Genomic DNA, 24,609 nt, shown 5'->3' on the forward strand with positions numbered 1-24,609 from the left:
CCACCCCTTTTGCGAGTTGGAACGCTTCATGCGTTCTTTGTTAGTATGGCTGCAAATGGAGATTTTACAGGAAGAACATATACCCATCTCTTCCACATGAGAATCAAAGGTTGAATCTGTTTTGCAGATAGCGGCCGATCCCGTCTTCTTCGTTGGACAGGGTCACTTCGTTGGCAATGTCTTTCAACGGGTCGATGGCATTGCCCATTGCGACACCGGTACCTGCATATTCAAGCATTTCAAGGTCGTTGTCTTCATCCCCGAAGGCAATGATCCGTTCTTGAGGGATATTAAGTGATGAAGCGACTCTTTCAATGCCGACCGCTTTATTGAGACCGGTCTTTACAATTTCGATAATATGCCACGGTGCAGCCCATCTCCGGTGATCAATCAGTTCTGCATGCACTTCATCGAGATGTGCACGGATTTCCGCCACATCTTCCTCTTCTGCATGAATGAGCATGGATGTTGGATGATCGGTCAGGTAATGTCGGATATCGCCTGTTGATATCGCAGGGTTCCCCATCATGAACACATCGATGATCCTTTCATCATGATAATGCATGTACACATCATCCATCACTTCAGCCACGATATTCCGGAACTTAAAATTATTGCATGCTTCGATGATTTGTTTGGCCACCTTCACATCCATCGGTTCGTGAAACATCCCCCAGGACTCATCTGCAGGATGATGGACGAATGCCCCGTTAAAATTGACGATCGGAGTCGTCAATTGCAGCTGTTGATAATACAGTTCACTGGCCCGGTATGGCCTGCCGGTCGCGATCATGACTTCATGGCCATTTAAGCGGGCTTTCTTTAATATATCATGTGTTTTGGTCGAGATTTTCTTCTCATCAGTCAGCAGTGTCCCGTCTAGATCCAAAACGATTAAATGTTTCTCTTGTGAGTTCATAGTGTAAATCCCCAATCTGAATGTTATGAGAGTAATATCAGTTTAGCGTGACTGCATGAAGGTTGTCTACCGTCTGCTCTTACATTTATAGGAATGTATCCGGCACCGTGCGAAATATTATACATGCTCCCAAATCTAGGATATCATATGAAGAAGATCAGGAAGGAGAGAGCAGATATGATCACTGTTGAAAAATCAACCGTCCAAAGCATTCCATTCCTACATATAGTGAAAAAAGAAATTGGTGAAGAACAGGCTCCCCTTTGCTTTTTCATACATGGGTTCACCAGTGCGAAAGAACATAATCTGCACTACGCCTACTACCTGGCCGAGAAGGGCTTCCGGGTGATCCTGCCCGATGCACTGGAGCACGGGGAACGCTCAACGGGTAAATCTGAGCAGCAATTAGGTGAAGTGTTCTGGAAGATTGTCATCAATACGATTCATGAATTAGGCGTACTGAAAGAGCATTTCGAAGAAGAAGGCTTGATCTTACCAGACCGGATCGGTGTTGCAGGCACGTCCATGGGTGGGATTGTCACGCTGGGTGCACTGACTCAATATGAATGGATATCATCTGCCGTTTCATTGATGGGAAATCCAGCTTATGTGAAATTTGCAGAAACCCAGATCGGTCAGGTGGAAGCACTTGGTTACGATCTTCCGTTCAGCAAGGAAGAAATTCAAGGCATTTTAAATGAACTGTCTCATTACGACCTGAGTCTTCAACCAGAGAAACTTGGAGGGAGACCGCTCATGTTCTGGCACGGGAAAAGGGATAAAGTCGTCCCGTTCAATCTGACCCGTGAATTTTATGACAGCATTGTGCCGGTCTATGAAGGGCAGGAAGATCACCTTCTCTTTATAGAAGATGAAAAAGCCGACCACAAGGTGACGAGGGAAGGCGTGTTGAGGCTGGTTGAATGGTTTGAAAAGCACATCTCAGCCTGACTTTTTTGTACTATACCCGTTTATTTGTTAAGATGAAGGGTGAATAAAGAGTAGGATAACGTAATTAGAATAAAGGAGTGATACCATGGATCAAGATTTAAAGGATAATTTGATGGGTGCGTTAGAGCAGGTTGTCGACCCTGAATTAGGTATAGATATTGTGAATTTAGGACTGGTGTATGACGTTGATCTAGACGAAGAGGGACAGGCGAAGGTTACGATGACGCTTACGTCGATGGGATGCCCGCTAGCAGGTACAATCGTCGATCAGGTGAAGACCGCTTTGGGTGAAATCCCAGAAGTCAAAGAAACAGAAGTGGATATCGTCTGGAATCCACCATGGAGCAAAGACAATATGTCCCGCTATGCGAAGATTGCCCTCGGCATCAGATAATAGCGGTGAATAATGAAAGATCCCCCTGGGCGATGTGCCCCGGGGGATCTTTTTAGTCAGGATCGGTTACTCATCAATCGATCCGGCAAATCGAAACCGGACAATTCTCACAATCGATGGCTTCTTTCAGGTAGTCCAGATCCATAATCGTCAAATAACCTTTTTCCCAGATCAGAACGTTCTCTTTCTTTAACTCACTCAATAACCGGTTCACCACTTCCCTCGAAGTCCCGCAGAAGTTAGCCAATTCCTGATTTGTCAGTGGCAGGTCGAGAAGGATTCCTTTATCGACGGTTTTGCCATAGCTGTTTGTCATGCGGATGAGGGTAGAGTACAGGGCTCCCTTTTTTCCATGGAGGATGAGGTCGCGGAATTTCGTCTGGTTCTGCTGATTCTGGAGCTGGATCCATTTCATCCACTGAATGGTCAGCGAATTGTCATGGGAAAGGGCCTCTTCGAAACTTTCTCTCGGCAGCACATAGATTTCCCCGTCTTCCACGATTTTTCCGCTGAGCATATAATGTGCTTCCTGGCTGAACAGGGTCAGCTCACCAATAACATCATCGCATGAACAAATCCGCAGGGAGAGTTCCCTGCCATCCGGAATCACCTTACTGATTTGTACCCGTCCTCTTTTAATCAGGTACACCTCTTGTGCAGGGTTGCCTTCTTGAAACAAAAAGTGTCCTTTTTCAACCGGTTTCAATAAGCCGTTCTCGGTAAATAATTGTTTTATCTCGAAAGGGACTTTTGTGGTTTCACTCATGAGATCACATCATTTCCATCAAAATGTATGATTTATCCAAGTGTAACGTATTTTCCTGCAGGATTGAAGGTTTCTATGCAAAAATCAGGACAGCGGCACCTGCAATTCCACAATAGATCGCAAAGTACTTCAAGTTTCCTTTAGCCATGATATTCATGAACCACTTCAAAGAGAAGTAAGAAGCGACAAGTGACGATAGGAAAGCGACAGTGTAAGGTAGCGCCCGTGAAGCCAAATCCGGATCATCCATCAGGTCGCTGATTCCAAATACCATGACCCCTACGCTGACTGGGATGTAGAGGAGAAAGGAGAAACGGAGTGCCGTTTCCGCCTTCATTCCGCTCGCCATGGCAGCTACGATCGTTGCACCGGACCGGGAAATACCCGGGATGAGGGCTACCGCCTGGGCAAGGCCGATGATAATCGCGTCTTTCACATTCAAATCTCCGTCATTCTTTCTGCCTCGGAGATTTCGGATCATCCAGAGGGCGATACCCGTGATGATCAGCGTGATACCAACCGTAACGACTTTCGTCAAATGCTTCTCAATCACATCGCCGAACAACACGCCAATCACCCCGGCAGGGATCGTACCGATGATTAAGTATAAAATGAAATGAAAATCACGTTTCGTTTCAGGTGTTTTATGTTTAAAGTAACCCAAACCGTTCACGATCAGACGAAGGATGTCTTCCCGGTATATGATGAGGACAGCAAGCAGTGAAGCCGTATTGACGAGCATTTCAAATGTCAATGTTGCATCATCGATTCCGAGGAAATGCTGGGCAAGCAGCAAGTGTCCACTTGATGAGATCGGAATCGGCTCAGTAAAGCCTTGAAAAATCCCTAAAAATAAATATTTCATTATCAGATAAAAATCCATTGTGTTTCCTCCAAGCGTTTTTTCTCCACATTTTTTAATTTAACACCATAAAGGGAAAGACTGTAAAGCCTTTTTCAAAATGTTAACCGAACCGTAACGTGTTTATCATCTTTATCCTTCATCTGGCATGCATGAAAGCTTGCTGTTGTAGAAAAATAGGAGAGAAGCACAGCTTCAACAAGGAGGGGTGACAATGGGACAATCGCGACAATTCAGGGCGGGAGACAAGGCGCCGAATAACGGAGAATACATCGAAATCGGTGAAACCGGGAGCATGGTGAAAAACCCGCAGAAACTCCGGATGAAAGCAGGGGACCGGTTCCCGGAGAACGCCAATCACAACCGTCTATGGACATATGCAAGAAAGCCATAACAGTCATGGCGCAAGGCTCCGGAACTGACAATGTTCTTGTCAATTACCGGAGCCTTGTTTCTTTTCCTTTTCCAAAGAAAGGGATATAATGAATATAAAGGTCAATAAAGGTCAATGTACGAGGTGAAAGCAATGGATTTTGACAAAATGACACACAGCATACAGGAAGGCCTGGTTTCTGCAGGTGAAATCGCAAAAGGAAAACTACATACGGACATATCGACTTTTCATCTGTGGAAAGCGCTCCTCAGCAAAGAAGACAGCCTGCTACGAACGATTTATGATCGGACAGGGATCGACGGGCAGGACGTGATTGAGTGGACAGAAGCGAGGCTGAATGAAAAACCTGCAGTCGAAGGAACAGGCATCCAATATGGGCAGTTCTTCTCCCGGGATGTTCACCAGCTGCTGCAGGACAGTGAGCAATTGAAAACCAAGTGGGGAGATGACTACATCTCGATCGAACATCTGGCAGTCTCCTTATGGAAACAAAAGGATAACAGAATCAACACATACTTATCCAATCTGGGTGTGACAGAAAGGATCATCCTCGGCATCATTGAAGAAATTAGAGGAGGGAATAAGGTGACGACACAAAATCCTGAAGTGAAATATGAAGCACTGAAGAAATATGGGAGAGACCTGGTTGCCGACGTCAAAGCTGGAAGGATCGACCCTGTCATCGGGAGAGACAGCGAGATACGTCATGTAATCAGGATCCTTTCCAGAAAAACGAAAAACAATCCTGTCTTGATCGGTGAGCCTGGCGTGGGGAAAACGGCGATCGTTGAAGGACTTGCACAGCGGATCGTCAGAAAAGATGTCCCGGAAGGATTGAAGGATAAAACCATCTTCGAACTGGATATGAGCTCATTGGTCGCAGGGGCCAAGTTCAGGGGTGAATTTGAAGAGCGCTTAAAGGCGGTATTACAAGAGGTGAAGAAAAGTGAAGGACGGATCCTTCTGTTCATCGACGAGCTTCATACAATTGTAGGGGCTGGTAAAACAGAAGGGGCGATGGACGCCGGCAATATCCTCAAACCGATGCTTGCAAGAGGGGAGCTTCACTGTATCGGGGCGACGACCTTGAATGAATACCGGAAGTATATTGAAAAGGACCCGGCACTTGAAAGGCGCTTTCAACAGGTGCTCGTCAAGGAACCGGATGTGGAGGACACGATTTCCATCTTGAGGGGGCTGAAGGAACGATTTGAAATCCATCACGGTGTGAATATCCATGACCGGGCAATCGTGGCATCTGCCAGATTGTCTGTCCGGTATATTTCTGACCGGTTCCTTCCGGATAAAGCGATCGATTTGATTGATGAAGCGTGTGCCACGATCCGCACAGAAATCGACTCCATGCCGTCGGAGCTTGATGAAGTGACCCGTAAAGTGATGCAGCTCGAGATTGAAGAGGCCGCGCTGAACAAGGAAAAGGATCCGGCAAGCCTCGAGCGGCTCGAGCGTATCCGTGAAGACTTAAGCAATCTGAAGGAAAAGGCAAATGAAATGAAGCTGAGGTGGCAACGGGAGAAAGAAAGTATCTCCGTTGTACAGGAAAAGCGTGAAGAGCTGGAAAAGCTGCGGAGGACGCTTGAAGAAGCAGAAAGCAATTATGACCTCAACAAAGCAGCCGAGCTGAGGCACGGACGTATCCCGGCGATGGAAAAAGAGCTTGAGGCACTGGAGCGGGACATGATGAAAGAAGAGGAAGGCCGCCTCCTCCGTGAAGAAGTGACCGAAGAAGAAGTTGCCGATATTGTTGCCAGATGGACCGGTATTCCTGTCACGAAGCTTGTTGAGGGAGAGAGGGAGAAGTTATTGAAGCTTGACTCTATCCTCCATGAAAGGGTAATCGGCCAGGATGAAGCCGTTCAATTGGTAAGCGATGCGGTGATCCGTGCAAGGGCAGGAATCAAGGATCCAAACAGGCCGATCGGGTCATTCATTTTCCTTGGTCCGACCGGCGTCGGGAAAACGGAGCTCGCAAAAACTCTCGCACAAACGCTGTTTGACAGTGAAGAGCAGATGATACGGATCGATATGTCTGAGTATATGGAGAAGCATGCTGTATCCCGATTGATCGGTGCACCTCCTGGATATGTTGGATATGAAGAAGGCGGTCAGCTTACAGAGGCTATCAGACGGAAGCCTTATTCAGTCATCTTATTGGATGAAATTGAAAAGGCCCATCCGGAAGTCTTCAATATCCTTCTACAGATGCTTGATGACGGACGGATAACCGACTCCCAGGGAAGAACGATAGATTGTAAAAACACTGTGATTATCATGACCTCCAATATTGGATCGGCTTATTTACTAGAGCGGAATAAAGGAGAAGAAGAGATTGATGATGAAACGAAGAATCTTGTCATGGGGCAGCTCCGCTCATCGTTTCGTCCCGAGTTTCTCAACCGGGTCGATGATATCATCTTATTCAAGCCCTTAAGCATCGGAAATATTAAAGGGATCATTGATAAGCTTATCGACGATTTACAAAGCCGGTTAGAAGAGCAGCAGATCAGCTTATCACTGACGGAAGCCGCCAAAGCGTTCATTGCTCAATCGGCGTATGATCCAGTCTACGGTGCCAGACCGTTAAAAAGGTACCTTCAAAAGGAGATTGAAACGAAACTGGCGAGGGAATTGATCAAAGGGGGCGTCATGCCAGGTCAGACCTTCACCATCGATGGAGGAAAAGACGGGTTGATATTCAAGTGACGGAATCCCGGTAATCCACATGAAAGCATAAAAAAAAGCAGCCGCATCAGGCTGCTTTTTTAATGTTTCTCAACCGGCTCGTTTGGAAGAACAAGCGTGATCAGGAACACCAATACTGTTACACAAACAGAAATGATCAATCCAGTTACGAAATGGAATTCGATTCCGTTCATTGAACTAACAACGTATGTCAACATTTCACTCAGAGCAAAAGCCCAGAAAAACATCCAGAAAAATCTCATGCGAATGCACCTCATTCCTATGTAATCAACTAACTTCTTAGCAGTTTGTAACCATTTCAATCTTTTTCATTTTACCACAGGACTTTTAATTAATAAATGGCGAATATGTGAAATGTAACCCTTATCATTCCTCCCCTGCCCATGGATAAAAGTAGGGGTAACATCCATTTATTCGCAAATATCAGCGCCTGGTTGGGCGTTCTCCCTTACCAAAGTTGTACCTTTACATAAACTATAATGACTTATTATGTAAAAAGGAGAAATCAAAATGTATCAGCGATTGTTTCAATTAGAGCAAGAGTGGTGCATGATTCATTATCCTGAACGTCCAAATGGTTTCGCTGTCCTGATCATCGGGGATGCCAATCATTATGTGGATGAGAAAAGCAGCTTTTGGGTTCAGCATGAGGCACGCTATAAATGGATTCAGGACCTGACAAACAAAGGATATATTGTGTATTATAGCAATCTTTACGGGGCGAATTGGGGGAGTAATCAGGCCGTGAAGCTCGCAAAGCGGCTGTATCAGCACGTGAAGCGGAATGAAATCATCAACGGCAAGATTCATATCCTTGCAGAAGGCATGGGGGCGCTTGTGCTCAAAAATTTGTACCCGAAAATGGAAGATGATATAAGAAGTGCCGTATTATTTTCCCCTTGTGTATCCGTATATGATCATCTGGAGCAAGAAAGGGAACAAAAATTTTTTTATAAAAAGATGATAAAAGAACTTTCACTCACCCTGGATGTGATGGAGGAAGAGTGTGAAACGCTTATTTCCCGGCAATCCCTTGACTATGAAGTGTTCAAGACCATTTCGATTCCTTTGTATATTGTTCAGCCGACAACTCTAAATCGTTATAAAAATCAATTCACTCTCATAAAAGATATATATACGGAGCGTTTGGAAAAAGGAAAACCGACCGATTTATTCTTTGTCCTCCCTGAAAAACGCGTCTCTCTTGGAGGGAAGTTTGCTTCATACTTTTCCCTGCATGAGAAGGAGTTATAACTAACAAATTGGAGTGATTGATTTGAATCATGCATTCGTGTTTGCTGCACAACAGTTTTTAGGATTTGAACTGTGCGATGCACTGTTGGAAAAAGGATGTACAGTGACTGCTGTAGATGAAGACATGGAAGTGAAGGATAAATGGCTCGAAATCGGAAGGAATGCAAACCTTCAATACATTCCGTATGAGAAATGGGATAAGGATCTGCTTGAAGACTGTTTTGTATTCCTTCCATATTATGATCAGATGAGGGAAGGCACGGTGGAATATTTACAAGAAGTGGATGCCATGGTTTCAAAACTTGAACAACCTCCCCAAGTAATCAGGATCTATCAGAACGGAACGCGGAATCACAGAAAGGATGGGGCAGCATTTTATATCCCGACACTGTACGGCGTTCATCAGCCCCGGGACTTTTTATTTGCTCAACTTCTTCAAGGCGGGCAAGAGGGGAAGGGGTATGCTGATGACCCAAGTGGAGCCATTTATGTGAAAGATGCGGCAAGGACAATCGTTTCCCATTCATCAAGAAGTGAATCCTTCACGCTGAAGCCACTTTCTCCCGACAGCTGGAATGAAGCATTGTCCTACGTCACTGACAAAGCGGTCAATCCAGTCCGCAAGGGGAGAGAATCAGTCGGGCAAGAGATCATCGTGAAGCCGTCCAAGCCCCATCAGTACATCATCGAAAATCAAATAAAAGGGATCCGTCTCCATGAAATTCAGGAATGAGAAATATTTCTCTTTTCACAGTATGGGGATGGAGGTAAAATAGAGATGATGTAATAATTTTCTATTGTACTTTTTATAATGGCTGCACGGTCTGTAAAGGAGTTGCTGCACATGAAAAAGCAATTATACACAATATTATTGACAATCATCATGCTTGTCCTCGGTGGTTGTTCCTCTGGGAATGGCGCGCATATAGAGAAAGTAGGTTTACTTGTTCCCGAAACAATAAATGACGGTGTATGGGGAACAAAAGGGTATAAAGGATTATTGAAAATTCAATCGGATTATCATGCAGACGTGTTTTATAAAGAGAGTATGAAGAGTGATACATCAATCAAACAAGCAGTAAAAGAATATGAAGGCGAAGGAGTGGAATTGCTCTTTGGTCACGGAAGCGAGTACGCCAGTGTGTTCAATGAGCTGTCCGGTGAATACAAAGATATCCACTTTGTCAGCTTCAACGGCAGTGCAACAGAGAAGAACACAACAAGCTTGCAATTCAAAGGGTACGCCATGGGATTCTTCGGTGGGATGACTGCCGCCAAACAGTCCCCTGCACATCATATCGGTGTCATAGCGGCATTTGACTGGCAGCCTGAGGTTCAAGGTTTCATCGACGGGGCAAAGTATCAAGACAGTGATACCAAACTGACCGTGAAGTATACGAATCACTGGGATGATCAAGAAATCGCCCTGACCTCACTGGATGCCATGATGACTGACGGCGTGGATGTTGTGTATCCTGCAGGTGACGGCTATAATGTAGCTGTAATTGAAAAGCTGAAGGAAAAAGGGCTTTATGCCATTGGATATGTATCCGATCAATCAGACCTTGGGGAATCGACGGTGCTGACGAGTACAGTACAACATGCAGACAAGTTGTACGGGGTAGTGGCTGAACGGTTTGCGAATGGTGAATTGGATTCGGGTAATTTGGAATTCGATTTCGAAGACGGTGTCATATCAATGGGTAAATATAGTCCTCTCGTTCCTGAGGAATTTCAATCTCAAATGAAGCAACATGTCAAGCACTACATCGAAACAGGAAAATTACCGAATGGAAAGGAATCGAAGCAATGAATCAGGACAAAACAATGGAATTTATGCAAATCGCAATGAAGTATTTCCCTCAAGCGAAAGAGCAGCTTGATCAAACAGGAGTGGAGTTCACTCCCGACATGCTGCAGCCTTTTATGACGCTTTTCACACAAGTTATGGGTGAAGCGTATGAATTAGGGAAACGGGATGCATTACATAAAGAATAAGGGAAGAAAAACGGTCCATTGATGATAATGGACCGTTTTTTTGTGCTCGTATAAGTAATTCCTGAAAGGTTGCAGAGATCGCCTTCAAAAACATATTCGACCTAATGAAATCGCGTATCAGTAAAAAATAATTGCAGAAAGCATGAATCTTCGATAAAATTAGTACCAAGTCATAATAATTGATAATAAACCTAAATACTTAAAAATATAAACGAAAGTAGGGAATGCCAATATGAATACAGGTATTATTGGAATTGGACGTTATCTTCCTGAGACGATCTTAACAAACGCTGACCTTGAGAAAATGGTAGACACAACGGATGATTGGATTCGTACAAGAACAGGCATCGAAGAGCGACGGATAGCAAATAATGAAATAAATACCTCTGATATGGCATTTGAAGCGGCCAAAAAGGCAATCTCTGATGCAGGGATCACAGCTGAAGATATTGATCTCATCATGGTCGCGACGGTCACACCTGATTATCCATTCCCATCTGTCGCCTGCCTGCTGCAAGAGCGCCTGGGGGCGAAGAAAGCAGCTGCGATGGATCTTAGCGCTGCATGTGCAGGCTTCATGTATGGTATGGTAACAGCGAAGCAGTTTATTGATAACGGGGCATATAAGCATGTACTTGTTGTCGGCGTAGAGAAACTATCGAAAATTACAGATTGGGAAGACCGCAACACAGCCGTGTTATTCGGAGACGCAGCAGGGGCTGCCGTACTTGGGCCGGTTCCGGATGGTAAAGGAATTCTTGCATTTGAACTTGGATCTGACGGTTCTGGGGCAAAACATCTTTATCAAGAGGAAAAGCTCGTGATGAACGGACGGGAAGTATTTAAATTTGCTGTGCGTCAAATGGGTGAATCGAGTATCAACGTGATTGAAAAAGCAGGACTCAGTAAAGAAGATGTAGATTTCCTGATTCCACACCAGGCGAACATTCGCATCATGGAGGCAGCAAGACAGCGCTTAGAGCTGCCGGTGGAGAAGATGTCCAAAACAGTCAATAAATACGGGAACACATCAGCGGCTTCGATCCCTGTTTCACTTGTAGAGGATCTCGAGGCTGGAAGAGTGAAAGAAAATGACGTAGTGGTCATGGTAGGCTTCGGTGGCGGATTAACATGGGGCGCCATCATCATGCGTTGGGGTAAATAGACCGGAATAACTCTCATAAACAACTTGCAGATAAAGGAGATGGATTGAATGAATAAGAAACGCGTAGTGGTAACAGGCTTAGGAAGTGTGACGCCTTTAGGAAACGATGTTGAATCGACATGGAAAAACATTAGAGCGGGAAAGACCGGTGTAGGCCCGTTAACAAGGTTGAATGCCGATGAGTATCCAGCGAAAGTGGCGGCGGAATTAAAGGATTTCAATATTGAGGACTTCGGGGTAGAGCGTAAAGAAGCGAGAAAAATGGACCGCTTCACCCATTACGCCATTGCCGCATCCTTAATGGCCGTAAAAGATTCAAAGCTTGATATCACGGATGAAAATGCCCACCGTATCGGTGTTTGGATCGGATCAGGTATCGGAGGCATGGAGACATTTGAACAGCAATATGAAACGTTCCAAAAACGCGGATACCGTCGTGTGAGTCCTTTCTTCGTTCCGATGATCATACCTGATATGGCAACTGGACAGGTGTCCATCATGCTCGGTGCAAAAGGTTTCAACTCTTGTACTGTTACGGCTTGTGCAACAGGGACGAACTCGATCGGTGATGCTTTCAAGGTCATTCAACGGGGAGATGCCGATGTGATGATTTCTGGAGGGGCAGAGGCGCCGATCACGAAGATGAGTGTGGCAGGATTCTGCGCCAATACAGCCCTGTCAACGAACCCGGATCCGGAGAAGGCATCAAGACCGTTTGATGCAGACCGTGACGGCTTTGTCATGGGAGAAGGAGCGGGGATCGTCGTGCTTGAAGAACTTGAGCACGCACTGAAACGCGGTGCACCGATTTATGCGGAAATCGTCGGATACGGTTGTACAGGAGATGCCCACCATATCACGGCTCCTGCACCAGCAGGGGAAGGCGGGGCGAGAGCGATGAAGATGGCCCTTGAAGACGGTGGAATTTCTCCGGAAGAAATGGATTACATCAATGCACACGGCACAAGCACGCCGTACAACGATAAATATGAAACAATGGCTGTGAAAGAAGTGTTCGGTGAGCATGCCTATAAATTAGCGATGAGCTCAACGAAATCCATGACCGGACATCTGCTTGGCGCTGCAGGCGGAGTGGAAGCGATCTTCACGGTGCTGGCTATGAAAGACAGCGTGTTGCCGCCTACAATTAATATCGATACACCAGACCCTGAATGTGACCTTGACTACGTGGCAAACCAGGCAAGGGAACAAGAAGTGAATGTGGCGATGAGTAATTCATTAGGCTTCGGCGGCCATAATGCAACCATCGTATTTAAAAAGTATAGTGATTCATAAATAAAATCAGAGGCCGAGAAAGGTTTCTGCCAAAAAATCCGAACGAGTGTCCAACTCGTTCGGATTTTTCTTTTGGGAAACCCTTTCGTCCGATCTCTCTCCTTTGATCGTGCCCATCTTTTTTCAAGTTGTGAACCTTCCATTCCTTTCATATATATATTAAAAAGCTGAAAAGAGGGATGAGGGTGGCCGTTGCACCTACAGATCATTGGTTGGAGAATGGGATCGACAAGCCATTGGAGCTTCTGAAGAAAACGATAAACGGGAAAGACGACCAGCAATCATTTTATCAATATTTAATGAAGCACGGAATGTACAGGTCTTCAAGACACGCCGAAGATATTTATGAAAAAATGAAAGAAATGAAACTGTGGGAACGTTTTTCATTATATGAAAAGAAGTACAAGCGGAAGTGGAATGGACCAAGCGTCCCGATATATTTATTCCCTGTTCAGGAAAGAAGGGGGATGTTTCAGTCCTCCATGAAGAAATCAGGGGTGTGCTTCAAGGATGAGATATTCTTTTTCCTGACAGAACAGGAAGATCCGAAAGAGTACGAAGCACTGTTTGTTCATGAGTATCATCATTGTGTGAGGATGAAACGGTTGAACAAAAAAGACAGTCAGTACACATTGCTCGATTCCATCATCTTTGAAGGCCTGGCTGAATATGCAGTCAAAGAGTACTGTGGAGAAAATTATATGGCACCCTGGACGAAAGCATATTCCGAAGACGAAATGACAGAGTATCATAAGAAATGGATTCAACCGAATTTAGAAGTAAAGCGAAGGGATCCACTTCATGATCAATTGCTTCTTGGGCAAAAAGGGTACCCGAAAATGCTTGGCTATGCTGCAGGGATGCGGCTCGTCGAAAAATCCTTATTAAAAGAGAAAGTCCCGACATTGCGACTGATAGATAAACCATCTGCCTCATTTCTGTCGGAGAAGTAAGCGGTAAGAAACGGACAAATTCACCGTCATAACTCTAAACCCCGTTCATAGACTATAGTAAGCATGGACGAGCTGCAATCACTCAGTCCAGGGATAGAGGCGGGGCATATGGTGGTACAATTATTCGGATTGTTCATAGGATTTGGACTGGCCGTTTCCGGAGGTGTAAGCTTGATTATGTATTTAAATCTGCTTACGACCGGTATGTCTTTTTTTGAATACTTCCACTTCGTATCCACCAGGGTCGAATGCTATCTATTTCCTATTGGACTCTTCATCATTACGCTGTCTATCTATATTCCCCGGAGAAAAAATCATCCCTGTCCATAAAACCCGTGAAAATAGGAATAAATTTACACCATTTCGCCCATACTGATTGACAAATAAGATTGAAGCAAAGCGAGGGGTCAATCATGTTATATCTTCATGATGTATGGGTAAATTGGTTCGAAGGCGAAGAAAATGGCTACAATGTCTGTCATTTTCACGAGTGGAGAAAAGAGGACGTAATTGAACTGCTTGATCAGGTGCCTCTTATGAAGGTGGATAGTGAACTGTTTCATTACATCGAGAATGATTTATCAGAGTTACCTCAACAACTTCTTAACAATGTTTATCAAAAAGCATATTTGCGTAAAAACCATGAACGAATTCAGCTTGATTACTGCTTCATCGTGACGGATGGGACCGGCATATTAGCGGTCGATACGATTGGTTACACCGTTCCGATTCGAAAAAGCAGGCTCATACCGAGACAAGAACAGCTCGTGTATGAAATGGTGGAAAGTCATGAAACAACTTCGTACTTGATTCATTCGGAAGTGAAGCAGGAAGATTCATATCATATCCTGTCGCCGAGTCCCTATATGATGAGTGGGTTGACGAGGAAAGAAAGGCAGTTGAAGCAGCTGTTATTCATGGCGCTCGATCAGCTTCACAGTTCGAACAATACGGCAGAGATTAGATATTGGTATACAGAGTGGGCGCCGCAGAGATACAGGACGATACAGGAGATGGACTTCGAAGAAATCTGGCAGATGTTATATGAAGAAATGCAGTACGGCTGGTCTGAAAAACACTTGACGCTATGCGAGAATTTAATTAAGGGACAGCCCTTCTTTGAGAAGCTGTGGGAAGTGGAGAACCGCCCTAAAGTGAATTAATGAAAAACCCCCTGACCGATGAACGGGTGAGGGGGTTTTTGCTTGAAAAAAGAAGGTGCCGGGTCATAACTGGTAGTCCTGTCCATTCCCTTGTTTAAACGTGGATTCTGAATGAATCAAAAAACCGAATGGATTCAATCTTCATTAAAGAAGGTCGAATCATTCGGTTTTTCCGTTAGCTTGAGAATGTTAGTCTCAGCTTTTATTTTCTCTTTCTGTCTTTTCGGCCGAGGCCCATTGCTTTTTCCATCTTCTTCAGCATTTTATTCGCCGCAAAGTTGGCCTTTTCCGCGCCCCGGTCGAGGATGTCATCCAATTCTTCAGAGTCGATCAGTTCGTAGTAGCGGTCCTGGACGGGCTTGATGGCATTGACGACCACCTCGGCAAGGTCTCCTTTAAAGTCGCCGTACCCTTTGCCTTCATACCTTTGCTCGAGTTCTTCGATTGTGCTTCCTTCAAGGATCGAATAAATGGAAAGAAGGTTTGAGACACCAGGTTTATTTTCTTTATCATATTTCACGATGCCGTCGGAATCCGTCACGGCACTCTTGATTTTCTTTTCAATCTGTTTCGGATCGTCCAGCAGCGTAATGAATGACTTCTGGTTTGCATCCGACTTGCTCATTTTCTTCAATGGATCCTGAAGGGACATGACCCGTGCCCCGACTTTTGGAATGCGCACCTCTGGAACCGTAAAGATGTCATTATATTTATTGTTGAATCTCTCGGCAAGATTTCTTGTTAATTCCAAATGCTGTTTCTGATCTTCACCGACAGGTACCAAATCCGTACCGTACAGCAGGATATCTGCTGCCATCAATGGCGGATACGTCAACAGGCCAGCTGAAACGGCTTCCTTACCGTGGGATTTATCTTTAAATTGTGTCATCCTTTCAAGCTCACCGATATACGTGACGCATTGCAGGATCCATCCGGCCTGTGCATGGGCAGGCACCTCAGATTGAATGAAAAGTGTTGCTTTCTCCGGGTCGATCCCGCATGCAATATAAAGTGCTGCCAGACTGCGGATGTTCTTGCGCAGCTCCATTTTATCCTGCGCCACCGTTATGGCATGCTGGTCCACCACGCAGAAATAGCAATGATATTCTTCCTGCAGCTCAGTGAACTGCTTCATTGCCCCAATATAGTTACCGAGTGTAATCGTCCCGCTCGGCTGAATCCCGCTAAAGATTGTCTTCATTTCTTATCCTCCTAATAATCATCAAAATAAAAACCCATCCGTCCTATATAAGATAGGGACGAATGGGATCATTTCCGCGGTGCCACCCTAAGTACTCTTCCTGAGTCAGCTTAGTCCATGATAAACATGGTGCCCCTTTAACGTGGGGTGAATCGTCATATGCTACTCTTATTCGCACACAAAGCTCAGAAGTCCATTCCTTTTCAGATGAATACCTGTTCCCACCAGCCACAAGCTCTCTTTCAATTCATACAGAAAAGTACTACTCTTCATCGTCGCCCATTTTTTTATATGCTTTCATTATAAGTAAAAAAAGGTGCGAATTCAAGTGTACAGAAGGTAGGAGAGGGCGATGGAAAGGATGAACGCGACACTGCCGACCATCAGGATCGATTTTGTGATGGAATAGGAGCGTTGAACGCCATATTCCTCATATGCTTCCTTCGTTTCATCCAAATCATCGAATTGGGAAATGAATTTTCCTTGTTTGGTACTGTTCCGGAATCTTTTAAGGGAATAAATAATACCGTTGAAGAAGCCTTTTTGGAATATAAAAAGAAGCCCGCCTGTTGCTACATAAGTAATGCCCACTATAAACAAGCTGTCTATAAAGGAAAGAAGCAGGGATTTCTCCTGACACATGCCGGTGATGATCGACACAAAGAAAAATAATACTGTTAGGATGTGAAAAAAGGTAAGTTTGATCATAATGCTCCTCTGTTGTTTTTTATTAGTAGTATACATGAAACCCATGGAACAGTTCAATGAGGCGGGGCGGTTTGGGTAGAAGAGCTGTTCTATATAGTTATAGAAATAAGTATGTATTCTATTATTTATATTTAGTCTGTTCTTTAAATATTTATAATAAAAAAGTGAATATAGGAATGTGAGATTGATAGGAAGAGGCACCTCATCCCAGATCAGCCGAAATTTACGTTTGTAACAATTGTAATGGGACTTGCTGTTCAAGGTGACTCGAAAAAACCTTGTAACAGCAAGGTTTTTCGGACCTTATACCTACTAATCTGATAATTTAGCAAAAAAACTGTTAAATTCATATTGCAATAATTTCTCTATCATGTATAATAAGTAACAAATCTTCTGAAAATTAGAAGATAAATAAATATGAGATTTACGAGGAGGTCAATTTCAAGATGAAGAAAAAGTTTTCATTCTTGCTGGTTCTTCTTCTGGCTCTGAGTACTTTCTTGGCTGCTTGCGGCGGCGACAAGAAAAGTGAAGGCGAAGAAGAAGGATCAGGTGCTGGCGGTACTGATGAAAAGAAAGAACAGGTACTTAACTTACTTGAGGGTTCTGAGATCCCATCTATGGACTCTACACTTGCAACTGACTCAGTTTCATTCAAAATCATGAACAACGTATTTGAAGGTCTTTACCGCTTAGGTGAAAATGACGAAGCTGTACTAGGTATGGCTGCTGAAGAGCCAGAGATCAGTGAAGACGGTAAAACGTACACGTTCAAGATCCGTGATGCTAAATGGTCTAACGGAGACGCAGTTACGGCAAATGACTTCGTTTACGCTTGGCAAAAGGCTTTGAACCCTGATACTGGTGCAGAGTATGCGTACATAATGTACGATATCAAAAATGCTGCTAAAGTAAATGCCGGTGAAGTTGCACCTGAAGAGTTAGGTGTTAAAGCCCTTGATGATATGACTTTGGAAGTTCAGCTTGAAACGGCTGTACCATACTTCAAAGCATTGCTTTCTTTCGCAACATTCTACCCACAAAACCAAAAATTCGTTGAGTCTCAAGGCGATAAGTTCGGTCTTGAAGCTGATACAGCAATCTATAACGGTCCATTCACACTTTCTGAGTGGAAGCATGAACAAAGCTACCAGTTAACGAAAAACGACAGCTACTGGGATGCTGAAACTGTAAAATTAAAAGAAGTTAACTTTAACGTTGTTAAAGACGTTGCAACTGGTGTAAACCTTTATGAAACAAACAAAGTTGATGTTGCGGGTCTTTCAGCTGAATTCGTAGACAAATATAAATCAGATGAAAACTTCAAAACAAAAGCTGACACAGCAGTATTCTTCTTACGCTTAAACCAAGCGAACGAAGTAATGAAAAACGTAAATGCGCGTAAAGCGATCGATGCTGCGTATGACAAGCAAGGTATGGTAGATGTACTTCTTAACAACGGTTCTATCCCTGCGTACTTCTTAGTACCAAAAGATTTCGTAACAGGTCCAGACGGTAGCGAATACCGTGAAGCTGTTGGCGATTTCGGTGGATATGACACAGCTAAAGCTTCAGAGTACTGGGCTAAAGCGAAAGAAGAGTTAGGTAAAGATTCTATCGAATTAGAATTACTTAACTACGACTCTGACAGCTCTAAGAAAGTCGGAGAATTCTTAAAAGAGCAACTTGAACAAAACCTTGAAGGTTTAACTGTGTCAATCAAAGCACAGCCGTTCAAGCAAAAGCTTGAATTAGAATCAAAAGGTCAATATGACTTCTCATTCGCCGGCTGGGGTCCAGATTATCCAGATCCGATGACTTTCGTTGACATGTTCGTTACTGACGGTGCTCATAACCAAATGGGATACTCTAACCCTGAATATGACAAGTTAATTGAAAAAGCGAAAGGTGAACTATTAAGTGATCCTGAAGCTCGCTGGCAAGCAATGGTTGATGCTGAGAAGATCCTTTTCGAAGATCAAGCAATCAGCCCAATGTACCAACGTGGAACTGCTTTCTTAGAGCGTCCATATGTTAAAGGTCTGTTACGTCACTCATTTGGTGCAGATGCATCATTCAAATGGGCTTACATTGAGTAGTATTTAACTCAAGGAACAAACCTTACGAGGAGAGCGTATGCATAGGCATATGCTCTCCTTTTCCAGTGAAAGTCGAAAATTATCACAAAAATAAAAATACATTGATAATTTGTCGAAAATCGCTATAATTAGGAATGTAGAAAAAATAAGAAAAAAAGGGGGGCTAAAGAATGGTCAGATATACAATTCAACGTATCGTCTATATGATCATCACTTTGCTTATTATCGCAACCGCCACGTTCTTTCTGATGAAGCTCCTGCCTGGATCTCCACTACAAAATGCAGAAAGACTGTCTCCGGAACAACAACAAATCATCCTGGATAAATACGGCCTGAATGACCCGCTGCCAGAGCAATATATCAACTATATGGTTAACCTGGCTCAAGGGGATTTAGGTTTATCCTTCCAATATGATAACCGCCCAGTTACACAAATGATTGGAGATCGTATTGGTCCTTCCGCACTTCTTGGATTCCAAGCTATGGTATTAGGAACATTTCTAGGATTATTGATCGGTATTATTGCAGCGATCAAACATAACACATGGCTGGATTACGGATCGACATTCCTTGCTGTAATAGGTATCTCGATTCCATCATTCGTTTTCGCAGGATTGCTCCAATATTATGTTGGGGTAAAACTAGAATGGCTGCCAGTTGCCCTGTGGGGAGAGTACAAGCACACAATCTTACCTACTCTGTCACTGACGGTGTTCGTTGTTGCGACCATCGCCCGTTTTATGAGAACAGAGATGCTGGAAATTTTAAATTCAGATTATATTTTATTAGCCACTGCTAAAGGGATCTCCAAAACAGGAACTGTCCTGAAGCATGCTGTCCGAAATGCATTGATCCCGATTGTCACGATCTTGGGACCGATGACTGTAGGAATTATGACAGGTACGCTTGTAATCGAACGTATCTTTGCTGTTCCTGGATTAGGGGATCAGTTCGTCGTGTCCATCAATACAAATGATTACACTGTAATCATGGGGATCACCCTATTCTATAGTGCTTTATTCATTGCTGTAATCTTTTTAGTGGACATTCTTTATGGAATCATTGATCCACGTATTCGTTTAGCTGGAGGGAAGAAATAATGGAAGATAACAAAAAGAAATTAGACCAACTCAGTCCCGACCTCTTCCAACCCCAACAGGCTAAGGGAGATGAAGCTGAAAAAATTTCGCGTCCAAGTTTAAATTTCTGGCAAGATTCTTGGATTCGTTTACGTAAGAATAAGGGAGCCATTCTTGGAATCATTATTACCGCGATCATTGTATTCTTTGCAATCTTTGGTCCGATGATGAACGAATACAAATTCAGTGACCAAAACATCCGTCACGCAAAACTCCCTCCTAAAATTGAAGCGCTTTCAGGAATTGAATGGTTACCGTTTGATGGTAAAGATTCAGATGGCTTTGATGTATATGGATCAAGGGATATTAAAGAAAACTACTGGTTCGGTACAGACGACTTAGGCCGTGACCTTTGGACACGTACTTGGAATGGTACCCGTATTTCACTGTACATCGGTATTTTAGCTGCAATCATTGACTTCCTTATCGGGATTTCCTACGGAGGTATTTCAGCTTATTACGGTGGCAGAGTAGATAATATAATGCAGCGTATCATTGAAATTCTTGTAGGAATTCCAAACTTGATCGTCGTCATCCTCTTTATCCTGGTATTTGAGCCTGGTATCTTCTCCATAACCATGGCCATGGTTATTACTGGTTGGACGGGTATGGCCCGTATCGTGCGTGGTCAAGTCCTTCAATTGAAGAATCAGGAATTTGTCCTTGCTTCAAGAACGCTTGGCGCAACAAGCAACCGATTGATTTTTAAACACTTACTTCCAAACGTTATGGGACCTGTTATCATTACGACGATGTTTACAGTTCCAGCTGCAATTTACACGGAAGCATTCTTAAGCTTTATCGGACTGGGGATTGCTCCTCCAAGAGCTTCACTTGGATCATTGGTGAATGATGGATATAGATCGATTCAATCATTCCCTCATATGATGCTGGTACCTTCAGCCGTCATCTCATTGGTTATTTTAAGTTTCAACTTAATGGCTGATGGACTGCGTGACGCGCTAGATCCGAAAATGCGTAAGTAATGGAAGGGAGATAATAATATGTCAAAAATTTTAGAAGTGAATGATCTACACGTCTCCTTCAATACGCAAGGAGGAGAAGTTCAGGCTGTACGCGGTGTAGATTTCCATTTAGATAAAGGTGAAACGCTGGCGATTGTCGGAGAATCCGGTTCTGGTAAATCGGTTACGACAAAAGCCCTTATGAGACTGATCCCGAACCCACCTGGCTTCATCAAGGACGGGGAAATCCTTTTCGAAGGGAAGGATCTTGCAAAGCTGCCGGAAAAAGAGATGCAAAAAATCCGCGGGAAAGATATCTCTATGATCTTCCAGGATCCAATGACATCTTTGAATCCGACGATGACTATCGGTAAGCAAATTATGGAGCCGCTTGTGAAGCATCAAAACATGAGCAAAAATGATGCGAAAAAGCGTGCGATCGAATTGCTTAAATTGGTAGGTCTGCCAAGTCCGGATACCCGTTTCAAACAGTATCCTCACCAATTCTCGGGCGGACAGCGCCAACGTGTCGTCATCGCGATCGCACTTGCATGTAACCCGAAGATCCTGATCGCCGATGAGCCTACGACTGCCCTGGACGTAACCATTCAGGCACAGATCCTTGAACTGATGAAGGATTTACAGAATAAAATCGAGACATCGATCATTTTCATTACCCATGACCTTGGCGTGGTGGCAAATGTCGCTGACCGTGTAGCTGTCATGTACGGTGGTCAGATTGTCGAGACAGGAACCGTAGATGAAATCTTCTACGATCCCCGCCATCCATACACTTGGGGACTGATCGGCTCGATGCCGACAACGGATACTGAAGGTGAACAGGAGCTGGTGGCCATCCCTGGAACGCCTCCGGACCTATTGAATCCGCCGAAGGGAGATGCATTCGCCCTTCGCAGTGAATATGCCATGAAAGTGGACTTTGAACAGGAGCCTCCATATTATAAGGTTTCAGATACACACTATGTTAAATCATGGTTGCTGCATCCGAGCGCTCCACAGGTTGAGCCTCCTGAAGCAGTAAAAGTAAGACAAAGACAAATGCCTGCGAATTATAAAGAGCCGGTACTTGTTGAGGGGGTTCGTTCATAATGGCTGAAAAATTATTAGAAATTAAAAATTTAAAACAATACTTCAATCCTGGAAAACCGAATATGGTTAAAGCGGTTGACGATATCAGCTTTGATATTTATAAGGGGGAAACCCTTGGACTCGTTGGTGAGTCCGGCTGTGGTAAATCAACGACAGGACGTACGATCATTCGTCTGTATGATGCAACCGACGGTCAAGTTCTCTTTAACGGGGAAGACGTGCATGGGAAAAAGTCACGTTCCCAATTAAAGAAATTCAACCGTAAAATGCAGATGATCTTCCAGGATCCATATGCAAGTTTAAATCCGCGTATGAAAGTGGCCGACATCATCGCTGAAGGAATCGATATCCACGGGCTGGCTACTTCAAAGAAAGAGCGTCTGGATAAAGTTCATGAGCTTCTTGAAACGGTCGGTCTGAATAAAGAGCACGCAGGCCGCTATCCGCATGAGTTCTCAGGCGGTCAGCGTCAGCGTATCGGGATTGCTCGTGCTTTGGCGGTAGATCCTGATTTCATCATTGCAGATGAGCCGATTTCAGCCCTTGATGTATCCATCCAGGCGCAGGTCGTGAATCTGATGCAGGAACTGCAGAAGGAGAAAGGGTTAACCTATCTGTTTATCGCCCATGATCTTTCCATGGTGAAATATATCAGTGATCGTATCGGTGTTATGTATTACGGTAAACTTGTTGAACTGACAACAAGTGAGGCGTTGTACAAAAATCCTCTTCATCCATACACTCAATCGTTATTATCTGCGATTCCGCTTCCGGATCCGGATTATGAGCGCACACGGAGAAGAAAAGAATACAATCCTGCAGTCCATAATTACACAGAAGATGACAATCTTGAAATGCGTGAAGTCGTACCTGGACACTTCGTCTATTGTTCAGAGAAGGAATTCGCACAATATCAGGCGTCCTATAAAAACTAATATAAGTAAAGAAGCTCCCTTCAAATTGAGGGGAGCTTTTTTACGATGAAATCCGCTTTGTCATTCTTTTTTGAAAAGTTCATCATACGATATAGGGATGAGCATTAATTTCCTCGGAAATTTCGACAGATTAGGTGGAATATCCCTTTTCTTTCTAGTAATTTCCTTGATAGAATAGAAGGGAAGTTACATATTTTACTAGATAGTACGTCTACCAGAGGAGAGGTTTATGTTGAAATGGAGAAAGGTTGCAACATCTCTATGTTTATTCGCAATGTGTGTCGTTCCGTTTCAGTCAGCGACGGCGGCTGGAGTAGAAGCTAAAAACCACGAGAAAAGAATGCTCTCAATGAGTAACAAGGAATTGACTAGCCCGGTACCGAGGTTCGTATTTGATTCGGGCCTGTCATTTGAATATCCAGATGCGGTGAGAGGAATTTATGTCACAGCCCACTCCGCCGGGGGCGCCAGGTTCGATTCGCTCACAAAATTGATGGATAACAGTGATTTGAACGCGATGGTCATCGACATTAAAGATGATGTAGGGAATCTGACTTATATACCTGAAGAGTCTTCTCCATACCACAGTGTGGGTCAGCCCTACATGAAGGACCCGAAAGCGATATTGAAGGTGCTGGAAGAGAAGAAAATCTATCCGATTGCCAGGGTCGTTGTATTCAAAGACACCGTATTGGCGAACCGAAAACCGGAGCTGTCCTTTAAAGAAGGAAACAAAGTGTGGTCAAATGGAGGTGGGGATTCCTTTGTTAACCCTTTCCTGAAAGAAGTGTGGGATTATAATGTAGGGATCGCCATTGAAGCTGCAAAAATGGGATTCCAGGAAATACAGTTTGATTATGTCCGCTTCCCTGAAGGCTTTGAAAAGCGTGATGAAGACCTGAAGTATGATGGTGGGGAATATGCCAAGGAAGATATCGATAATGTACAAAAGCGGGTCCAGGCCGTCACCGACTTTGTTGCGTATGCACATGATAAGCTTCAACTATACGGTGTGAAGGTTTCTGTAGACATTTTCGGCTACACGGCAACCCTCCCGGAAGCACCGGGCATTGGGCAGAATTTCTCGAAGATATCTGAACATGTGGATGTCATTTCATCAATGATTTATCCGAGCCATTGGACGCCGTACTTCGGGATTGCGAAGCCTGATATGCAGCCCTATGAATTAGTGACGGAATATTCCAAGGTGGAAAAAGCAAAGATTGCCGAACTGAAGAATAAGCCGATTTCGAGACCGTGGCTGCAGGATTTCACAGCATCCTGGTTAGGCAGCGGCAATTATAAGAAATACGGAAAAGCAGAAGTAGAAGCGCAGATCAAGGCGCTGAATGATCAAGGCATAAATGAATTCCTCTTGTGGGATGCAGGAAATTCTTATACAGAAGGTGTGGACTATACGCCTTAAGAAAAAAGCTGGCCTCAGGCCAGTTTTTTCTTCAATTTCGGGGGTATAAAGGAAAGGGATGCCATACTATTTGAAAAATCATTCTATTCTTGTTATGATTAAAGTACTGGAAAGATAAACCGCTTTCAACCACTTTACCCTCTTCATGGGCATTTCCTGCCTGTGATTCCGTATGCATATCCCACGG

24 protein-coding genes and 1 other annotated feature are annotated in these 24,609 nt (G+C 44.0%); of the genes, 18 read left to right on the top strand and 6 right to left on the bottom strand.

Going from position 1 to position 24,609, the window contains the following annotated elements; all coding sequences use genetic code 11:
• Positions 1-103: 103 nt before the first annotated feature.
• Entirely contained in the window at positions 104-919 is an 816-nt protein-coding gene (locus tag KH172YL63_RS06045) for a Cof-type HAD-IIB family hydrolase (protein WP_173105257.1), read from the bottom strand.
• Positions 920-1,096: 177 nt separating this feature from the next.
• Here KH172YL63_RS06045 and KH172YL63_RS06050 point away from each other — a divergent pair, with 177 nt between their 5' ends.
• Together KH172YL63_RS06050 and KH172YL63_RS06055 are read left to right on the top strand one after the other, a co-directional pair.
• The gene (locus KH172YL63_RS06050; RefSeq protein WP_173105258.1) at positions 1,097-1,870 is read left to right on the top strand and encodes a prolyl oligopeptidase family serine peptidase; all 774 of its coding nucleotides are present in this window, start codon (positions 1,097-1,099) and stop codon (positions 1,868-1,870) included.
• 85 nt (positions 1,871-1,955) lie between these two features.
• Positions 1,956-2,264 carry a metal-sulfur cluster assembly factor gene (locus KH172YL63_RS06055; RefSeq protein ID WP_173105259.1) on the top strand — a complete coding sequence of 103 codons (309 nt, stop codon included), beginning with the start codon at positions 1,956-1,958 and terminating at the stop codon, positions 2,262-2,264.
• A 73-nt stretch (positions 2,265-2,337) separates the two neighbouring features.
• Here the strand turns inward: KH172YL63_RS06055 and KH172YL63_RS06060 are convergent, their stop codons facing one another.
• Together KH172YL63_RS06060 and KH172YL63_RS06065 are read right to left on the bottom strand one after the other, a co-directional pair.
• A complete protein-coding gene (locus KH172YL63_RS06060; RefSeq protein WP_173105260.1) occupies positions 2,338-3,030 on the bottom strand; it encodes a Crp/Fnr family transcriptional regulator in 693 nt (230 codons plus the stop codon).
• A gap of 73 nt (positions 3,031-3,103) precedes the next feature.
• Positions 3,104-3,913: an undecaprenyl-diphosphate phosphatase gene (locus tag KH172YL63_RS06065; RefSeq protein WP_173105261.1), complete on the bottom strand. Its 810-nt coding sequence runs from the start codon at positions 3,911-3,913 to the stop codon at positions 3,104-3,106.
• Between the two features lie 193 nt (positions 3,914-4,106).
• Between KH172YL63_RS06065 and KH172YL63_RS06070 the strand changes: the two genes are divergently transcribed.
• Together KH172YL63_RS06070 and clpB are read left to right on the top strand one after the other, a co-directional pair.
• Complete coding sequence (locus tag KH172YL63_RS06070; protein WP_173105262.1) at positions 4,107-4,286, top strand: YjzC family protein; 180 nt, start codon at positions 4,107-4,109, stop codon at positions 4,284-4,286.
• A 132-nt stretch (positions 4,287-4,418) separates the two neighbouring features.
• Positions 4,419-7,010 (top strand): ATP-dependent chaperone ClpB, encoded by a 2,592-nt coding sequence (clpB, locus tag KH172YL63_RS06075; RefSeq protein WP_173105263.1) that lies wholly within the window; start codon positions 4,419-4,421, stop codon positions 7,008-7,010.
• 59 nt (positions 7,011-7,069) lie between these two features.
• On the opposite strand, the gene KH172YL63_RS06080 is transcribed toward clpB, so the two are convergent.
• Complete coding sequence (locus KH172YL63_RS06080; RefSeq protein WP_173105264.1) at positions 7,070-7,252, bottom strand: DUF2929 family protein; 183 nt, start codon at positions 7,250-7,252, stop codon at positions 7,070-7,072.
• Between the two features lie 268 nt (positions 7,253-7,520).
• Between KH172YL63_RS06080 and KH172YL63_RS06085 the strand changes: the two genes are divergently transcribed.
• The 8 genes from KH172YL63_RS06085 to KH172YL63_RS06120 all read left to right on the top strand — a co-directional run bounded on the left by KH172YL63_RS06085 (position 7,521) and on the right by KH172YL63_RS06120 (position 14,839).
• Positions 7,521-8,264, top strand: coding sequence for a hydrolase (locus KH172YL63_RS06085; RefSeq protein WP_173105265.1), 744 nt, complete (start codon positions 7,521-7,523; stop codon positions 8,262-8,264).
• Between the two features lie 22 nt (positions 8,265-8,286).
• A complete protein-coding gene (locus tag KH172YL63_RS06090; RefSeq protein WP_173105266.1) occupies positions 8,287-8,997 on the top strand; it encodes a hypothetical protein in 711 nt (236 codons plus the stop codon).
• Between the two features lie 111 nt (positions 8,998-9,108).
• Complete coding sequence (locus tag KH172YL63_RS06095; protein WP_173105267.1) at positions 9,109-10,077, top strand: BMP family ABC transporter substrate-binding protein; 969 nt, start codon at positions 9,109-9,111, stop codon at positions 10,075-10,077.
• Entirely contained in the window at positions 10,074-10,262 is a 189-nt protein-coding gene (locus KH172YL63_RS06100) for a ComZ family protein (RefSeq protein WP_173105268.1), read from the top strand. The genes KH172YL63_RS06095 and KH172YL63_RS06100 overlap by 4 nt, the downstream gene beginning before the upstream one ends.
• 232 nt (positions 10,263-10,494) lie before the next feature.
• The gene (locus tag KH172YL63_RS06105) at positions 10,495-11,427 is read left to right on the top strand and encodes a beta-ketoacyl-ACP synthase III (RefSeq protein WP_173105269.1); all 933 of its coding nucleotides are present in this window, start codon (positions 10,495-10,497) and stop codon (positions 11,425-11,427) included.
• 48 nt (positions 11,428-11,475) lie between these two features.
• Positions 11,476-12,723 (top strand): beta-ketoacyl-ACP synthase II, encoded by a 1,248-nt coding sequence (gene fabF, locus KH172YL63_RS06110; protein WP_173105270.1) that lies wholly within the window; start codon positions 11,476-11,478, stop codon positions 12,721-12,723.
• 185 nt (positions 12,724-12,908) lie between these two features.
• Positions 12,909-13,676, top strand: a complete 768-nt coding sequence (locus KH172YL63_RS06115; protein WP_173105271.1) for a DUF2268 domain-containing putative Zn-dependent protease — start codon at positions 12,909-12,911, stop codon at positions 13,674-13,676.
• 413 nt (positions 13,677-14,089) lie between these two features.
• Positions 14,090-14,839 (top strand): YjbA family protein, encoded by a 750-nt coding sequence (locus KH172YL63_RS06120; protein WP_173105272.1) that lies wholly within the window; start codon positions 14,090-14,092, stop codon positions 14,837-14,839.
• Positions 14,840-15,041: 202 nt separating this feature from the next.
• On the opposite strand, the gene trpS is transcribed toward KH172YL63_RS06120, so the two are convergent.
• Together trpS and KH172YL63_RS06130 are read right to left on the bottom strand one after the other, a co-directional pair.
• Complete coding sequence (gene trpS, locus KH172YL63_RS06125; protein WP_173105273.1) at positions 15,042-16,040, bottom strand: tryptophan--tRNA ligase; 999 nt, start codon at positions 16,038-16,040, stop codon at positions 15,042-15,044.
• 51 nt (positions 16,041-16,091) lie between these two features.
• Positions 16,092-16,325: a binding site (T-box leader), on the bottom strand.
• Positions 16,326-16,364: 39 nt separating this feature from the next.
• Positions 16,365-16,748 carry a DUF3899 domain-containing protein gene (locus tag KH172YL63_RS06130; RefSeq protein ID WP_173105274.1) on the bottom strand — a complete coding sequence of 128 codons (384 nt, stop codon included), beginning with the start codon at positions 16,746-16,748 and terminating at the stop codon, positions 16,365-16,367.
• 446 nt (positions 16,749-17,194) lie between these two features.
• Between KH172YL63_RS06130 and KH172YL63_RS06135 the strand changes: the two genes are divergently transcribed.
• The 6 genes from KH172YL63_RS06135 (at position 17,195) to KH172YL63_RS06160 (ending at position 24,422) form a co-directional block, all read left to right on the top strand.
• Entirely contained in the window at positions 17,195-18,847 is a 1,653-nt protein-coding gene (locus KH172YL63_RS06135; protein WP_173105275.1) for a peptide ABC transporter substrate-binding protein, read from the top strand.
• A gap of 170 nt (positions 18,848-19,017) precedes the next feature.
• Positions 19,018-19,947, top strand: coding sequence for an oligopeptide ABC transporter permease (opp3b, locus tag KH172YL63_RS06140; RefSeq protein ID WP_173105276.1), 930 nt, complete (start codon positions 19,018-19,020; stop codon positions 19,945-19,947).
• Entirely contained in the window at positions 19,947-20,972 is a 1,026-nt protein-coding gene (opp3C, locus tag KH172YL63_RS06145) for an oligopeptide ABC transporter permease (protein ID WP_173105277.1), read from the top strand. Before opp3b ends, opp3C begins: the two co-directional genes overlap by 1 nt.
• 18 nt (positions 20,973-20,990) lie before the next feature.
• The gene (locus KH172YL63_RS06150; RefSeq protein ID WP_173105278.1) at positions 20,991-22,061 is read left to right on the top strand and encodes an ABC transporter ATP-binding protein; all 1,071 of its coding nucleotides are present in this window, start codon (positions 20,991-20,993) and stop codon (positions 22,059-22,061) included.
• Positions 22,061-22,996 (top strand): ABC transporter ATP-binding protein, encoded by a 936-nt coding sequence (locus KH172YL63_RS06155; RefSeq protein ID WP_173105279.1) that lies wholly within the window; start codon positions 22,061-22,063, stop codon positions 22,994-22,996. Before KH172YL63_RS06150 ends, KH172YL63_RS06155 begins: the two co-directional genes overlap by 1 nt.
• A 229-nt stretch (positions 22,997-23,225) precedes the next feature.
• Entirely contained in the window at positions 23,226-24,422 is a 1,197-nt protein-coding gene (locus KH172YL63_RS06160; protein WP_173105280.1) for a putative glycoside hydrolase, read from the top strand.
• The last annotated feature ends 187 nt before the right edge of the window (positions 24,423-24,609 follow it).

The sequence above is a fragment of the Bacillus sp. KH172YL63 genome (genome assembly GCF_011398925.1).
In the GTDB taxonomy this organism is placed as follows: Bacteria; Bacillota; Bacilli; order Bacillales; family Bacillaceae_B; genus Rossellomorea.

Coding starts and splice junctions, on each gene's coding strand:
- KH172YL63_RS06050 (WP_173105258.1), top strand. CDS start 1,097: ATGATCACTGTTGAAAAATCAACCGTCCAAAGCATTCCATTCCTACAT.
- KH172YL63_RS06045 (WP_173105257.1), bottom strand. CDS start 919: ATGAACTCACAAGAGAAACATTTAATCGTTTTGGATCTAGACGGGACA.
- KH172YL63_RS06070 (WP_173105262.1), top strand. CDS start 4,107: ATGGGACAATCGCGACAATTCAGGGCGGGAGACAAGGCGCCGAATAAC.
- fabF (WP_173105270.1), top strand. CDS start 11,476: ATGAATAAGAAACGCGTAGTGGTAACAGGCTTAGGAAGTGTGACGCCT.
- KH172YL63_RS06120 (WP_173105272.1), top strand. CDS start 14,090: ATGTTATATCTTCATGATGTATGGGTAAATTGGTTCGAAGGCGAAGAA.
- KH172YL63_RS06105 (WP_173105269.1), top strand. CDS start 10,495: ATGAATACAGGTATTATTGGAATTGGACGTTATCTTCCTGAGACGATC.
- KH172YL63_RS06085 (WP_173105265.1), top strand. CDS start 7,521: ATGTATCAGCGATTGTTTCAATTAGAGCAAGAGTGGTGCATGATTCAT.
- KH172YL63_RS06135 (WP_173105275.1), top strand. CDS start 17,195: ATGAAGAAAAAGTTTTCATTCTTGCTGGTTCTTCTTCTGGCTCTGAGT.
- clpB (WP_173105263.1), top strand. CDS start 4,419: ATGGATTTTGACAAAATGACACACAGCATACAGGAAGGCCTGGTTTCT.
- KH172YL63_RS06155 (WP_173105279.1), top strand. CDS start 22,061: ATGGCTGAAAAATTATTAGAAATTAAAAATTTAAAACAATACTTCAAT.
- KH172YL63_RS06095 (WP_173105267.1), top strand. CDS start 9,109: ATGAAAAAGCAATTATACACAATATTATTGACAATCATCATGCTTGTC.
- trpS (WP_173105273.1), bottom strand. CDS start 16,040: ATGAAGACAATCTTTAGCGGGATTCAGCCGAGCGGGACGATTACACTC.
- KH172YL63_RS06100 (WP_173105268.1), top strand. CDS start 10,074: ATGAATCAGGACAAAACAATGGAATTTATGCAAATCGCAATGAAGTAT.
- opp3C (WP_173105277.1), top strand. CDS start 19,947: ATGGAAGATAACAAAAAGAAATTAGACCAACTCAGTCCCGACCTCTTC.
- KH172YL63_RS06080 (WP_173105264.1), bottom strand. CDS start 7,252: ATGAGATTTTTCTGGATGTTTTTCTGGGCTTTTGCTCTGAGTGAAATG.
- KH172YL63_RS06130 (WP_173105274.1), bottom strand. CDS start 16,748: ATGATCAAACTTACCTTTTTTCACATCCTAACAGTATTATTTTTCTTT.
- KH172YL63_RS06150 (WP_173105278.1), top strand. CDS start 20,991: ATGTCAAAAATTTTAGAAGTGAATGATCTACACGTCTCCTTCAATACG.
- KH172YL63_RS06065 (WP_173105261.1), bottom strand. CDS start 3,913: ATGGATTTTTATCTGATAATGAAATATTTATTTTTAGGGATTTTTCAA.
- KH172YL63_RS06055 (WP_173105259.1), top strand. CDS start 1,956: ATGGATCAAGATTTAAAGGATAATTTGATGGGTGCGTTAGAGCAGGTT.
- KH172YL63_RS06060 (WP_173105260.1), bottom strand. CDS start 3,030: ATGAGTGAAACCACAAAAGTCCCTTTCGAGATAAAACAATTATTTACC.
- opp3b (WP_173105276.1), top strand. CDS start 19,018: ATGGTCAGATATACAATTCAACGTATCGTCTATATGATCATCACTTTG.
- KH172YL63_RS06160 (WP_173105280.1), top strand. CDS start 23,226: ATGTTGAAATGGAGAAAGGTTGCAACATCTCTATGTTTATTCGCAATG.